Genomic DNA, 13,537 nt, shown 5'->3' on the forward strand with positions numbered 1-13,537 from the left:
AATCCAGATATTATGACCTCATCTGTAGCACTATGTACCTATAATGGCGAAGCTTATATTGCCGAACAGCTGGACAGTATCCTGAGCCAGACCTTACCGGTTTCTGAGATCATGATCTGTGATGACTGTTCTACGGATAGTACATTAAAAATACTTTCCCATTATGCAGAACGGCATCCGGAGATTATCCGGGTAAACCAAAACCATGAAAACCTGGGGTATGTACGCAATTTTGAAAAAGCCATGAGCTTATGCTCCGGTGATATTGTATTTTTGTGTGACCAGGACGACCGCTGGTACAGCAATAAAACCGAGGTGATCACCGGGGTCTTCGAAAAACATAAGGATATTGATGCAGTATGTCATAATATTAAACTTTTCGGTGAAACTATGAACAGCCAGGAAAGCCTGAATTATTGGGACATTGAAAGCTTTAATCCTGAGCATTTTAAGAATTCCAAAGAAATAATCAAACGATTATTATATCAGGGTAATGTATTTCCCGGAATGAGTATGGCTGTCCGGAATGTCTTTCTAAAAAAACATCTGCCACTGAAAAGAGTCAATGAGACGATCATTCACGATTACGAGCTTCTTCTTCTTGCTGCTGACAAAAATTCCCTTTGGATAGAAGATTCCGTTCTGGGAGAATACAGAATTCACCCTAAACAGAATATCGGATTTAATACCTTCTCAAAATTCACTGCTGAAGAGAAAAAACCGTTGACCCGTGAAAGTATTTTTGTACTATTCAAAAGATATTCTTTCGTAAAAAAGGCAGTCTCAGAATTGCATTTAAATACGAATCTTAATAAGGAATACATCAATTACTGCCACAGGAAGTACAGAGAATACCTTAAGCACCTCTCTTTTCCGGATCGTTTTATAACCCAAATAAAAATGAAATACTATTTTCATATCTTTGATTTTTTAAAATAAAAAACACTGATTTACAAGATATAAATATGAAACTTTGTTCCCCTTATATAAAACACTTAATGAAAAAAAACAACGTATGATTATCGGAAATGGTATTATAGCCAATGCTGTAAAATCTTATGACAGAAATGACACAATTTTTTTTGCTTCCGGCGTTTCAAACTCTCTGGAAACAAGAACTTCAGAATTTGAAAGAGAGCTTTCTCTTTTAAAAGCTGTACATGACGAGAATAAAGAAAAAAAACTGGTCTATTTTTCTACATTAAGCATTCATGACCAATCTAAACAGGACAGTGCTTATGTATTGCACAAAAAATCCGTTGAAAATTATATAAAAAATAATGCAGATAGCTTTATTATCCTAAGAGTAGGAAATGTTGTAGGTAAAGGAGGGAATCCGAACACACTTTTTAATTTTCTCAAAAAACAGATTGCAGATAAAAAAGCATTCTCCCTTCATCTTAAAGCAAGGAGGCTTCTTTTGGATATCGAGGATATTTCAAAGTTTTTAGATTCACACTGCTTGACTCTAAGCAATAAAACAGTCAATTTTGCCTTTCCCTATTATTATGATCTGAAGGAAATTATTAAAGCCATTGAGATGGTAACCGGTGATAAAGCCTGTTATTTAGAGGTGGATGAAGGAGATTTTTATACAGTGGATTTTGATGAAGGTATAAACACATTTTTCTCAGAAATAAGTCCTGAAGAATATTTGGAATCCATAATCCGAAAGTATATTTAGAAAAACGCCATGCTCAGTATTCACGTTATTATTGTTACTTACAACGCCATGAAATGGGCCGAAAGATGTTTTACCAGTTTAAAGCATTCATCTGTTCCGGTGCATTGCATCGTCATAGACAACGGATCTTCAGACGGAACTCAGGAATATATTAAAAATCATTTCCCGGAAGTCCATTTTATACAGTCTGAACAGAATCTTGGATTTGGAAAGGCCAATAATTTAGGCATAGAAACCGGCTACAAAAAAGGTGCTGACTTCTTTTATCTGATGAATCAGGACGCCTGGCTGTATGAAGACAGTATGGATAAACTCCTGGAAGTGTATCATGCTCATCCCAATAAAGAGGAAATAGGCATTATAAGCCCTATTCATATAGACGGAACTGAAAAGAAGCTTGATATATTTTTAGATAAATATATTGCTCACAACTATGAGAGAACAAGGCTGATATCTGACCTGTATTTTCAGACGCTGAAACCTTATTATGAGATCAGTTTTGTAAATGCCGCACACTGGCTGCTGCCTAAAAAAACGATAGAAACTGTGGGAGGATTCAATCCTTATTTCTTTCATTACGGAGAAGATAATGAATATGTAAACAGGCTTCATTTCCACAAGAAGAAAATTATTCTCGTTCCGGGCAGCAAGGTAGTCCATGACGGAAAACAGTCTCTAGGTAAAGTAGATTATACCCGGTATAAAGATCTTAGTATGGAAACAAAGATCATCAATCCAAATCTTCCGAATGCCCTGAAGTCAGAAAAAAAAGCTTTGCTTCAAAGTATCTTTAAAAATTCGGCATTGGGCAAACTTAGTATTTCGAAACAGCTGGTGGAGAAATATAAGAAGATATCTGCAGAGGCTAATATTCTGAGTAAAATAAGAACAGAGGTAAGCCAGAAAGGACCTACGTTTTTAAAAATATAATTATTTTTATGTATTTTTAAACTTTATTAACACAATGAATCGAAAAATAACCCTCGTAATACCGGTTTATCGTTCGGCCCAATTCCTTCACAAAACCTTAGAAGCCGTTGACATCCAAAGAAAGGAGTCCGGTTGGGATTTGGAAGTTGTTCTGGTTGAAGATGGAAGCCCGGATAACAGTTTCGAAGTGGTGGAAGAGCTTGCCAGGAAATATTCTTATATCAAAGGAATTAAACTTTCAAGAAATTTCGGCCACCAGATCGCTGTAAAAACAGGTCTCCATTATGCTACCGGCGATTACATTGCTATTATTGATGATGATTTGCAGGATCCTCCGTCTCTTCTTCCCCGTTTTTTTGCACAGCTTGACTTAGGATATGAAGTCGCCTATGGTGTGAGAAGAAAAAGAAAGGAAAGCAGATTAAAAAAATTGGCATATACCGGATTCTACAGACTGCTTGATTTTATAAGTGAGACCAAAATACCCTTAGATTCCGGCGATTTCTGTGTGATGACAAAGAATGTTAAAGATAAAATGCTGACCCTGAATGAACAGAACCCTTATCTGAGAGGAATAAGAGCCTGGGTGGGCTTTAAACAAATCGGCCTGGAATATGACAGAAGTGGAAGAATAGAAGGAGAATCCGGATATTCATTAAAAAAGCTTATAAAAATCGCTAAAGACGGCATTTTTTCTTTCTCATCCCTTCCTCTTCAAATCATTAGTTTATTAGGAAATATAGGATTGCTCATCTCTATAGTATTCAGCCTTTTTACAATCATAAGATATTTTACAAATGAAATTGAAGTAGCCGGCTATACCACTATTATCATTATTATTCTTTTCTTTAATTCTATCCTGCTGATCAGCTTAGGAATTATAGGAGAATATATTTACAGAATTTATAATGAAGTGAGAAACAGACCGTATACCATCATCGAAAAAACAGTCAACACCTAAAATTTATTTCAGTATCCCAATATTATTTACCCCTTTAAACGTTTAAATACACAGATGAAAGACAAAATAGAATCAATTATTGATACCGCTAAGTTTAATTATGAATACAAAAACGGAAAATTTGTATTTCTTGAATTCGATGAAGACATTGTTTCTGACTCCTTAGACAAGATCAAAACTTTTTTCAAAAAATATGTATGGCTATATGAGCTTCTCATTTATATCATCGCTCCTTTATACCCTTCACGGTATTTTTTCTTACGAAGAATTCTTAAAAAGACCAAAAATACAGATAAAATTGTTGTCAATCTCGGGAGCGGATATACAGATCTGAGAGATGATATCATCAATGTTGATCTTATTCCCTACAATCCGGTGAATGTCGTTTGCGATATTACCAAACTCCCTTTTAAAGATAACTCTATAGATCAGATCATCAATATTGCTGTTCTGGAGCATGTTCCGGATCCGCAGGCCGTTATTGCAGAGATCCACAGGGTTTTGAAACCGGGCGGGGAACTCTTATGTGAGATTCCTTTTATGCAGGCTTTTCACGCGTCTCCTTATGACTTTCAAAGATATACATATGAAGGGATCAAAGTACAGTTCAGTGCTTTTAAAGACCTTAAAATACACTCCATAAGCCCTACAGGAGGGATGCTTTGGCCTTTACAGGAATGGATTGTCATGCTGTTTTCTTTCGGTATAAAACCTCTGCACAATATCTTACTGATCATTGTGATGTGCCTTACCTTCCCTATTAAATTTCTGGATGTGATTTTACAGTATCACCCAATGAGTAAAAATATTGCCTCCGCATTTATTTTTGAATGCAAAAAATAATATGCCATGGACAAATTACTTCAAAATCCAGTTAAAATATCAATTTATTTTGTATTTATAATTGGATCTTTACTGCTGGCATATCTTACATATGCCAATCTTGATAAGGGATTTATCTTTAATGATGAAGCTTATTATCTTTCATACTACAAAAATAAGGGAGAGAGCTTAAGCTTTGACAGAACGAATTTTTTCAGAATATTCAGATTTCTTTATACACCTAATGTTTATCATTTCAGAATTATTTCGATCACAACACTCGTGCTGAGTAATTTTTTACTTTGCTTTTCGGTCTTTAAATACCTTAATTTAAAAAACAATATTTTTATTTTAAGCTTTTTGGGAATCCTTATCGGGTTTGAAAGCTGGGCAATCAGTAACCTTATTATTCATCAATATATTGGGAACACTATATTAGTGAATACTGGTGTTTCCTTGATATTAATATCATTGATTACCAAAAGGCAGATCATCCAGATTTTGGCAGGGTTTATTTTATCTTTTGTTTTGTTTAACGGAAACTCCCACAGTATTGTTATAGCTCCCATATTTGCTTTTATCATTTTATGTGATCTCAAGCGGTGGAAAACTAATATCATTTGGTTTTTAACGGGCCTTATATCGGGAATTATTATTTATTTCAGTTTCCTTGATACTTTAGACAACTTTATTGATCAGCTCAGATTCCTTAAAGATTATCTTGGTTTTCATAGGAAACAACATTCTAAAACCTTTATGGTACTTTGGTGTGTTTATCTTTTCTTAAATGGAATCTTACCTTCAGCAATCGCATTTTTTCTATTGTGGAGATCCAAATTTTCTGAGAATTCCATTAAAATATTCGATAAGGTTTTAGCTGTAATCGGGATTATCACTGTTGGATTGTTTATATTCTCGAACCCTTGGTATATTTTTTCTTTTATTGTTTTTACTCACCTGCTTGCCGTAAGATTTTGTACCGATAAAACAGAATCGAAAAGAAATAAATATCTGATTATCTTAATTTTAATAATCCCCTATTGTCTGGCATTTGGTTCTCAGACATGGTTTCATATACGTCTTTCTGTTTACAAATATTATTACTTCCTTCTGATATTTATATGCTTAATAAGACTGTATAGAAACATTCTGTCGATTTCAGGCTACCTTTTAGCCCTATCTGTAATGATCATTACCTTTCCCGATGTTCTTAAGACAAAAGGCTGGAAAGATTTTGTCTTTACAGAACAGACAGAAAAAGTAAAGATAAACGGATATGACCTCTACCTGGATAAACAAAGAAAAAAAGATATAGAAGATTTACGTCCCTATCTCCAAAATCAACCTAATGTCATTTACTCGAGTAATCACCTGATAGGATACCTGTATATTCTTGATGCCAACCCTCCTATCTATTATTACTTTCCTTTAAAAGATTATATGCATTATATCATCAAGAAATTGGGAAAAACCCCGGATGATTATATTTATATTGAAAGTAACGACTATCCTTTCAGCCCGAAAGAATTCGTACCTTTAAAATTCGTAAATCATCCTGAACACTATAAAGTGGTAAAAGCAGGAAGGTTTACCTTATATCTTCCTCCAAATTTCAAAAAAATTAAAACAAATGTGCGGAATAGCTGGAATTATAACTAATAATGCTGTAAACTATCAAAATGAACTTCAAAGAATGACAGATGCCATTGCGTATCGCGGTCCCGATTCTTCGCACTTTGAATTTTATGATAATGCAGCTTTAGGCCATCGCCGACTTTCAATTATAGATTTATCTGAAAATGGTAAACAACCTATGTTTTCCAGTACAAAAAAGGAATGCATTGTGCTGAATGGTGAAATTTACGGCTATCAGGCTATAAAAGATCAATATTCAGACTATGCTTATCATGGAAGCTCAGATACTGAAGTGATTCTGGCCATGTATCAGAAGAAAAAGAAAAACCTTATTCTTGATCTTCCGGGGATGTTCGCTTTTGCAATTTGGGACGAAGAAAAACAGGAGCTGTTCTGTGCGAGAGACCGTTTCGGAGAAAAACCTTTTTACTACACTATAGGAAAAGATGGTGAATTCATCTTTGCTTCTGAAATTAAAGCCATTCTGGCCTCAGGATTAATAAAGCCTGAAATTGACAAGGCACAGATAGCCTATTATCTAAAAAACGGCTACATTCATCCTCATAAAACGATTTATAAGAACATTTTCAATCTTAAACCTGCCCATACTCTGGTATATAAAGGAGGAAAAATAGATATAAAACCTTACTGGACTATTCCTGCAGAAACCTCAAAACTGAGTATGGATGAAAGTATTGAAAAATTCAAATATCTTTTAGACAATGCTGTAAAAAAACAGATGGTTGCCGATGTCCCTATAGGATCTTTTCTTTCAGGAGGCTTGGACTCCAGTACTATCGTCGCTATTGCCTCAAAATACAAGGAGAATATAAAAACGTTGGTTTACGGCTACGATGGCGGTGGCCTTAACGAGATGCCATATGCACAGGCCATTGCAGATAAATATAAAACAGACCATCATATCCTTTTAGATAAAAAACAAAAGATTTCTGAAACGTTGCAGGAAGTTTATTCATATATGGATGAGCCGTTGATGGATTCCTCCTTGCTTCCTACCCATCTTATTTTCAAGGAAGCTTCAAAAGATCTGAAAGTAATCCTTTCGGGAGATGTAGGCGATGAGCTTTTCGGAGGGTACACTTTTTATAAATACAATATCGACCTTTCACAAAAAGGCTATTACCCGGGGTATCTTTCCAAAATGCTTCTTTTGGCTGATAAATTCAGGGATATTGGATCGGAAAGACGTCTCAGAGCAGAATATAGTGATCCTCTGGATTATCATCAGAATAAAGTCCGGAATTATTTTTCTGTTGCAGAAATCAGAAAACTGGGAATCACCGATGAAGTTCCAGGGCAGGATTTCAGCTTTAAGCCAACTAATGACGATTTTAATGATCTCATGCGGATCGATCTGGAAAAGTATGTCCCGGCCAATATGTTATTGAAGGGAGACAGAACTTCCATGTACAATTCTGTAGAGGTAAGAATCCCGTTTTTGGATGTTGATTTTGCGGAATTCTGTATCCAGATGCCTTGGCAATACAAAGTCAATTCAACGGAGGATAAGATTATACTAAGAAAAGCATACTCCCAAGCCTGGACAGAAGAAATTGCGACCCGTAAAAAGACCGGTTTCGGGGCTTCTGTAAAAGACTGGTTTAAAGAACCTGAACTTCAAAATTTAAGCAGGGATCTTCTTGAAAATAAAAACAGCTATATATTTGAATTTCTGGATTTTGACGAGGTACAGAAAAAGCTTAACAGGGATCATCAGCACTGGAGCTTACTGATTTTAGCGCTTTGGTTTCAAAACAATAAAAAACATGTATAGAATCATAAAAATAGAACTGGTACAAAGTGATTATCCAAGTAAAAGAATATTTTAAATAAAATCACTTCCCTTCATTTTGAATGAACAATTAAAAGCAATATACAGCAAGGCATGAATATCTCTGTAATTATACCTGTTTACAATGCATCCGAGTTCTTGGAGAAAGCGGTAGATTCTGCTTTACAGTTTGAAGAAGTAAAAGAAATTGTACTGGTTGAGGATAAATCCACAGACAATTCATTAGAAATCTGTCAGAAGCTGGGTTTAAAAGACTCAAGGATTACATTATATCAGCATCCGGATAAAGGAAACCACGGGGCAGGAGCTACAAGAAATTTAGGACTCGAGAAGGCAGCCTGCGAATTTATCTCATTTTTGGATGCGGATGATTATTATCTTCCAAACCGTTTTGAGGCAGAAAAAGAAATCTTTAAAGAGCAGAAAGTTGAAGGTATTTTTGGAGCTATCGGCATAGAATATTTATCTGAAAAAGGCAGAAAAGAATTTCAGGATAAGTTTAAAAATATATCATTGACTACTGTTAATTTTCCTGCTGAAGGGGAAGACGTTTTGAAAGGTTTACTGGGCTTAACTTCTAAAATGTTCGGAACGTTCTTTCATTTGAACACCCTTACCCTCAGAAAATCAGCACTAATGAAGAATAATCTTCGCTTCAACGAAAATCTTCGGGTACATCAGGATTCCGATTTTATTATCAAATTAGCGTATCACTGTTATCTAAAATCAGGCGTTATAGATAAAGCAATTGCGATAAGAGGGGTTCATGACAATAACAGAATTACCAAAATCATAAGATATTCACCGCAATACAATCAGAGGCAGTCTCTTTTATGGAAATCATTAAACGACTGGGCAGATTCCAACCCATTGCCACCAGACTGTAAAAGAAAGATTTATTTAACGTACAAATCATTTGATTTATCCTTAAAAACAGGATTCAATAAATATCTTTGTACTTTTATAGAAGCGATTAAAAATCCCCAAATAATAAAAACACAATACCGTTTTACGTATCTCAACCGATAAAAATGAAAATATCCGTAGTTGTTCCCGTTTATAATGCTGAAGAATATGTCTCACAAGCCGTAGAATCAGCCCTTCAGTTTGAAGAAGTATATGAAGTTATCTTAATTGAAGATAAATCTCCAGATAACGCCCTCCAGGTTTGCCAGAAATTAGCCGAACAATATGACAGAGTTAAGCTTTACCAGCATCCTGACAAAGGAAACCATGGTGCCGGAGCTTCCAGGAATTTGGGAATAGAAAAATCTACAGGAGATTTCGTTGCTTTTCTGGACGCAGATGATTATTATCTTCCCAACCGTTTCGATGCCGAAAGGGAACTTTTTGCAGAATCAAAAGTAGATGGTGTTTATGGGGCACTGGGTGTACATTATTATTCTGAAAAGGCTAAAGAACAATATTACCCTTTATTTGGAGACAGGCTTACCACCGTATATAAAAAACACAGCCCTAAAGATGTTTTTCTCGGGCAGATCCATATGCTTGGAAGCTTTGGCCTTTTCAGTATTGATACACTGACTGTACGCAGGGAACCATTAATGAAAAAAATGAAAACCCTATTCAGAACAAATCTGAGGCTTCATCAGGACAGTGAATTTCTTTTTCGCCTTTCCTACTATCTTGATCTTTATCCTGGTATTTTAGATAAATCTATTGCTATGAGGGGGGTACATGAAAATAACCGCATCACCCAGGTAGACTCTAAAAAAATAAAACCATCCAGCACAAGAGTTTTATTCTGGAAAGAAATAAACAGCTGGGCAGCCGGTGAGGAAGCTATGCCGGATAATGTAAAGCGGCATATCAACAGGATGTACCGAAGCTTTCAGATAGCCAATGCCCCGACTGTAAAAAAATGGGGAATGATCCTGAAATACCTGATTGTAGATTATAAGAGCATACGTTCCGGACTTTACAATATCAATTTCAGAGATGATTTATTTTAAGCTGAGTTTGGATTATTTTAATTTTTGGTCTGATTTAATAGAATCTGCAATCTGTGAAGTAAGTACTTTACCGGATTCTCTGTACATATGATTTCCATCTGTATACATAAAATCATCAGCACGATTTGAAAAATCAAAAAACTTTACATGCTTTTTCTTTGAGAGATCTCCCATCAGCCTGCTGAATCCCGGAAATTTTTCATTTTCAAGAGTGATGATGTTTTTAGAAACAGGAATCCGGACCAAATAGACCGTCCCTTTTGGTTTTAGGTAGTCTATTATATCATTAATCGCTTTCAGCCTCTCCTGTGACAAAGTAGAATTTCCCAGCATTGCTTTATAATATTGCGTTTTTTCCGCAGTTCTGGCCGCTACAGAATCTTTATTCATGTCTACATTCACTTCCATCCACCCGTCTTTATGAAGATAAGTATTTGACCTTCCTAGGGCTTCCCTTTCAAGATATATTTTAAACCAGCTTCTGTTATAATTTTTGAGTAGGTATTCATAATTAGGGGACAGATCATAAAAACACATATTTTTAAGCGGAGAATTCTCTTCCGGAAAATCTTCTTTTTTCTTCACAATATTATTCAGGGACAGGTTCCAGGGATTCACGGTAAGGATAAAAATTCCATTCTTAGTGTCCGGATCCAGTTTTTTTTGTAAAGCATTGAAATAGATCTGTCCATAAGGAGATTGCACAATATTTAAAGAAAAGTTGTCAAACGGAACAGAAAGATTATTTTTCAAAACTTCAGGAACGATTCCCTGCACGCTTCTGGAGTCTCCCAAAATGATATTCTGTGGTTTTTCAGCAGCAAAATGCCTGTAATTATCATCTGTATTTCCGTCAGCATAAGACCCGAGAAACAGCAGGACGGCAACGATACCAATGATATAAAATGATATTTTAAATAAAAATTTTCCCATATTAAAACTGTTCATAGATAAAACTGCCGTTGGCAAATACTCCGTAATACATGATCATGAAGATCAAAAAAATATAAAAGGTTCTTCTCACCAAAGGATTAAATCTTTTAATATCAAGCCCATGCTCCTGATCTTTATTGATCCAGTCAATTAAGATAATTATTCCTATTAAACCTAAAATTTTAATTTTAAGAAACTGAGGAATGGAAAAAAGCGAAAGACTGAAAATCCTTTCATACATTCCGAAGGCACTTTTGAGATCCGGAGCGGCAAAAAGTACCAGCGCAAAACATACCATCAACATAGTTAACACCATATTTCCCAATTCCTTAAGTGTAGGAAAATTCCCCGAAATCTTTTTCTTTTTGTTAAGCTTATCCTTTATAATGAGTGGAATATAATAAAGCCCGTGAAGCAGCCCAAACAAGACAAATGTAAACCTTGGGCCGTGCCATGCTCCGATCAGCACAAAATTGAGAATAATGGCTGCAATAAGCCCTCTTTTCCCATAATCCCTGAACTGAATAACCAGAGGGGTAAAAACATATTCTGTAAGCCACGAAGTCAGCGAAATATGCCATTTTCTCCAGTATTCAGCAATGTTCTGAGCAAACAGCGGAAAGGCAAAGTTTTTGGTAATCTTAAAGCCAAGGAGTCTTGCAAACCCTACTGCCATATCGGAATACCCGGAGAAGTCTGCATACAGCTCAAAAAGAAACAGAATGGCTCCCAAGGCAACCGTACTTCCTGAAAGATTCTCGTAATTATGGAAAATCCCTTGTGTAACTGGCGTAATACTATTCGCTATAACCAGCTTTTTAAATGCGCCGTAAAGGATTTGTCTTGCGGCATCAGCACCTGCTTCTGTTGTGAAAACTCTCTCTTTTTTCAGTTGGGGGAGTAACAGACTTCCTTTATCTATAGGTCCCGAAGTCATACTCGGGAAGAAAGCAATATAATTGAAAAATGCCAAAATATCTGTTTCAGGCTTCAGTTTGTTATTTTTAATATCAAGAAAATAACTTACAATCCTGAAGGTATAAAAGCTGATTCCCAAAGGCAAAATAATACTAAGCGTAAGCTTGTTTTCAATACTGAATAACTTGGCAAAGGAATCAATAAAAAATCCGAAATACTTAAAATAGAAAAGGGTTCCTATCGCCAAAATCAGACCTAAATTGATATAAATCTTTTTTGTCCGGCCTTGGCTTTCACCAATTTTAAACCCTAAATAGTAAGCCAAAGCAGAACTTCCTGCCAGAAGAGCCAGAAATCTCCAATCCCAAAAACCATAAAAAACATAGCTTGAAATCAGTAAAAGAATATTCTGTAATTTCAGATTCTTTTTACATACAAACCAGTAAAAACCGAAAACGGCAGTAAAAAAAAGCAAAAAAGCAATAGAAGTAAACTGCATGATCTTTGTTTAAATCTCATTAATAGTGGGAAGCATCTACAAAAAGATGGTTTCCGTTAAAATGTTGCCCCCCGTTGATGCAGAGTTCAACGATAGCAGCCACATCTCCTCCTTCCAGCTTCTCTTTCAGAGGATATCCGGAAACAATCATTTCCTTCATCCTTTCATCCATATCTTTGTGAAAATCTGTAGAGATAAAAGATGGGGAAACAGAATTGCATGTAATCCCAAATTTCACATTCTCCAATGCCCAGCTTTTGCTCATCTGAAGCAGATATGCTTTATTGGAATTGTATACAGAAGCTCCAATGGCAGGTGAAAGCATTGATGAAGAAAGGATATTAATAATCCTTCCCAGTTTTTTCTTTCTGAAAACACTGATACATTTCTGTGTAACCTGGAGGGCTGGCATCACATTATTCTTAAAATCATCAAGGATTTTTTCAGCTTCTGTTTTATGGAAATAAGTATCGATAAATGTACCGCTGTAATAATTATTGATCAGAATATGTGGATCAAAGGTTTCTATCTCATTCAGAAAAGCAGTCATTTGCCCTTCAGATGTAAAATCGATCTGAAATGCTTTTGCATTGGGAAATTTACATTCAATCTCTCTAGCTGAATCTTCTGATCTCCAATATGTAAATAACACTTCATATCCTTTTTCCAAAAGAAAAAGGTTGATTATTTTACCTATCCCGGATGAACCCCCGGTCAAAACAATTTTTTTCATTAAAATTCCTTGATTTGTATTTTACCTGAAGCTACCGTTTTAAGGTCGGCATTGATAAATTTAAATGTAAATGTATTCACCTTTACAGCTTCTGACTGCTCTGTTACGACGGCTTCAAAATTTAAAACATCATCCAGATACACCGGATTTTTAAAATTGATTGTCTGTGAAAGAATCATTACATCCTCCGATGGAAGCAGTTCCCCGATAAAATAAGAAAGAAAGCCGTTCAGAATATTACCGTGCATCACTTTTGACCGAAATCCTTTATTCTTTGCAAATTCCTCGTTGGTATGCAGAGAATTCCGGTCTTTAAAAACAGAGATAAAACCGTTATAAACAAGATCATCTACCTTAAACTCATGCTTAAAAGCCTGGTTTTCATAAAGTATCATTATTTAGTAAGTATACAGTCTATCATTTCTCCTACATTATTCCAACTTTGGATTTCTGATGATGTAAAACGTACTCCAAAGGCTTTTTCCACTGCTACAATTAGCTGAATATGAGAAAGAGAATCCCATTCTTCTACGTCTTCTGCAGTTGTTTCAAAACTTAGCACAATCGTATCGTTATCTAATTCATCGTGGAAAATCGTGGTCAGCTTTGCTAAAATTTCATCTTTATTCATAATAT

At 35.5% G+C, this 13,537-nt stretch carries 14 protein-coding genes; 9 read left to right on the forward strand and 5 right to left on the reverse strand.

All coding sequences use genetic code 11. From position 1 onward, the window contains the following. Positions 1-12 precede the first annotated feature (12 nt). The 9 genes from DRF60_RS00375 to DRF60_RS00415 all read left to right on the forward strand — a co-directional run bounded on the left by DRF60_RS00375 (position 13) and on the right by DRF60_RS00415 (position 9,818). The gene (locus DRF60_RS00375) at positions 13-939 is read left to right on the forward strand and encodes a glycosyltransferase (protein ID WP_116010153.1); all 927 of its coding nucleotides are present in this window, start codon (positions 13-15) and stop codon (positions 937-939) included. 76 nt (positions 940-1,015) lie between these two features. Further along, complete coding sequence (locus DRF60_RS00380) at positions 1,016-1,684, forward strand: NAD-dependent epimerase/dehydratase family protein (protein ID WP_116010517.1); 669 nt, start codon at positions 1,016-1,018, stop codon at positions 1,682-1,684. 9 nt (positions 1,685-1,693) lie between these two features. Beyond that, complete coding sequence (locus tag DRF60_RS00385; RefSeq protein ID WP_116010154.1) at positions 1,694-2,614, forward strand: glycosyltransferase family 2 protein; 921 nt, start codon at positions 1,694-1,696, stop codon at positions 2,612-2,614. 34 nt (positions 2,615-2,648) lie between these two features. After that, on the forward strand, positions 2,649-3,575 hold the full coding sequence (locus DRF60_RS00390; RefSeq protein WP_116010155.1) for a glycosyltransferase family 2 protein: 927 nt from the start codon (positions 2,649-2,651) through the stop codon (positions 3,573-3,575). Positions 3,576-3,629: 54 nt separating this feature from the next. Then, positions 3,630-4,418 carry a class I SAM-dependent methyltransferase gene (locus DRF60_RS00395; protein ID WP_116010156.1) on the forward strand — a complete coding sequence of 263 codons (789 nt, stop codon included), beginning with the start codon at positions 3,630-3,632 and terminating at the stop codon, positions 4,416-4,418. A 6-nt stretch (positions 4,419-4,424) separates the two neighbouring features. Beyond that, positions 4,425-6,056, forward strand: coding sequence for a hypothetical protein (locus DRF60_RS00400; RefSeq protein ID WP_116010157.1), 1,632 nt, complete (start codon positions 4,425-4,427; stop codon positions 6,054-6,056). Further along, positions 6,028-7,827, forward strand: a complete 1,800-nt coding sequence (gene asnB / locus DRF60_RS00405; RefSeq protein ID WP_116010158.1) for an asparagine synthase (glutamine-hydrolyzing) — start codon at positions 6,028-6,030, stop codon at positions 7,825-7,827. Before DRF60_RS00400 ends, asnB begins: the two co-directional genes overlap by 29 nt. Before the next feature lie 111 nt (positions 7,828-7,938). Beyond that, positions 7,939-8,874, forward strand: a complete 936-nt coding sequence (locus tag DRF60_RS00410; RefSeq protein WP_116010159.1) for a glycosyltransferase family 2 protein — start codon at positions 7,939-7,941, stop codon at positions 8,872-8,874. A gap of 2 nt (positions 8,875-8,876) precedes the next feature. Then, complete coding sequence (locus tag DRF60_RS00415; protein ID WP_116010160.1) at positions 8,877-9,818, forward strand: glycosyltransferase family 2 protein; 942 nt, start codon at positions 8,877-8,879, stop codon at positions 9,816-9,818. A gap of 12 nt (positions 9,819-9,830) precedes the next feature. Here DRF60_RS00415 and DRF60_RS00420 read toward each other — a convergent pair whose 3' ends face one another. Genes DRF60_RS00420 through DRF60_RS00440 form a run of 5 tightly spaced genes read right to left on the reverse strand, consistent with a single transcriptional unit; the run spans position 9,831 to position 13,532 of the window. Then, positions 9,831-10,751 (reverse strand): hypothetical protein, encoded by a 921-nt coding sequence (locus DRF60_RS00420; protein ID WP_238639939.1) that lies wholly within the window; start codon positions 10,749-10,751, stop codon positions 9,831-9,833. Between the two features lies 1 nt (position 10,752). Then, on the reverse strand, positions 10,753-12,168 hold the full coding sequence (locus DRF60_RS00425; RefSeq protein WP_116010162.1) for an MBOAT family O-acyltransferase: 1,416 nt from the start codon (positions 12,166-12,168) through the stop codon (positions 10,753-10,755). Between the two features lie 19 nt (positions 12,169-12,187). After that, positions 12,188-12,901, reverse strand: coding sequence for an SDR family oxidoreductase (locus DRF60_RS00430; protein WP_116010163.1), 714 nt, complete (start codon positions 12,899-12,901; stop codon positions 12,188-12,190). Continuing rightward, a complete protein-coding gene (locus tag DRF60_RS00435; RefSeq protein ID WP_116010164.1) occupies positions 12,901-13,296 on the reverse strand; it encodes a MaoC/PaaZ C-terminal domain-containing protein in 396 nt (131 codons plus the stop codon). The genes DRF60_RS00430 and DRF60_RS00435 overlap by 1 nt, the downstream gene beginning before the upstream one ends. Beyond that, positions 13,296-13,532, reverse strand: a complete 237-nt coding sequence (locus DRF60_RS00440) for an acyl carrier protein (RefSeq protein ID WP_116010165.1) — start codon at positions 13,530-13,532, stop codon at positions 13,296-13,298. The genes DRF60_RS00435 and DRF60_RS00440 overlap by 1 nt, the downstream gene beginning before the upstream one ends. Between the last annotated feature and the right edge of the window lie 5 nt (positions 13,533-13,537).

The sequence above is a fragment of the Chryseobacterium elymi genome (genome assembly GCF_003385495.1).
Taxonomy (GTDB): Bacteria; Bacteroidota; Bacteroidia; order Flavobacteriales; family Weeksellaceae; genus Chryseobacterium; species Chryseobacterium elymi.

Bases quoted from the DNA above. Each gene is read 5' to 3' on its own strand.
- DRF60_RS00430 (WP_116010163.1), bottom strand. From the start codon at position 12,901: ATGAAAAAAATTGTTTTGACCGGGGGTTCATCCGGGATAGGTAAAATA.
- DRF60_RS00385 (WP_116010154.1), top strand. From the start codon at position 1,694: ATGCTCAGTATTCACGTTATTATTGTTACTTACAACGCCATGAAATGG.
- DRF60_RS00390 (WP_116010155.1), top strand. From the start codon at position 2,649: ATGAATCGAAAAATAACCCTCGTAATACCGGTTTATCGTTCGGCCCAA.
- DRF60_RS00425 (WP_116010162.1), bottom strand. From the start codon at position 12,168: ATGCAGTTTACTTCTATTGCTTTTTTGCTTTTTTTTACTGCCGTTTTC.
- DRF60_RS00420 (WP_238639939.1), bottom strand. From the start codon at position 10,751: ATGGGAAAATTTTTATTTAAAATATCATTTTATATCATTGGTATCGTT.
- asnB (WP_116010158.1), top strand. From the start codon at position 6,028: ATGTGCGGAATAGCTGGAATTATAACTAATAATGCTGTAAACTATCAA.
- DRF60_RS00410 (WP_116010159.1), top strand. From the start codon at position 7,939: ATGAATATCTCTGTAATTATACCTGTTTACAATGCATCCGAGTTCTTG.
- DRF60_RS00400 (WP_116010157.1), top strand. From the start codon at position 4,425: ATGGACAAATTACTTCAAAATCCAGTTAAAATATCAATTTATTTTGTA.
- DRF60_RS00440 (WP_116010165.1), bottom strand. From the start codon at position 13,532: ATGAATAAAGATGAAATTTTAGCAAAGCTGACCACGATTTTCCACGAT.
- DRF60_RS00375 (WP_116010153.1), top strand. From the start codon at position 13: ATGACCTCATCTGTAGCACTATGTACCTATAATGGCGAAGCTTATATT.
- DRF60_RS00415 (WP_116010160.1), top strand. From the start codon at position 8,877: ATGAAAATATCCGTAGTTGTTCCCGTTTATAATGCTGAAGAATATGTC.
- DRF60_RS00380 (WP_116010517.1), top strand. From the start codon at position 1,016: ATGATTATCGGAAATGGTATTATAGCCAATGCTGTAAAATCTTATGAC.
- DRF60_RS00395 (WP_116010156.1), top strand. From the start codon at position 3,630: ATGAAAGACAAAATAGAATCAATTATTGATACCGCTAAGTTTAATTAT.
- DRF60_RS00435 (WP_116010164.1), bottom strand. From the start codon at position 13,296: ATGATACTTTATGAAAACCAGGCTTTTAAGCATGAGTTTAAGGTAGAT.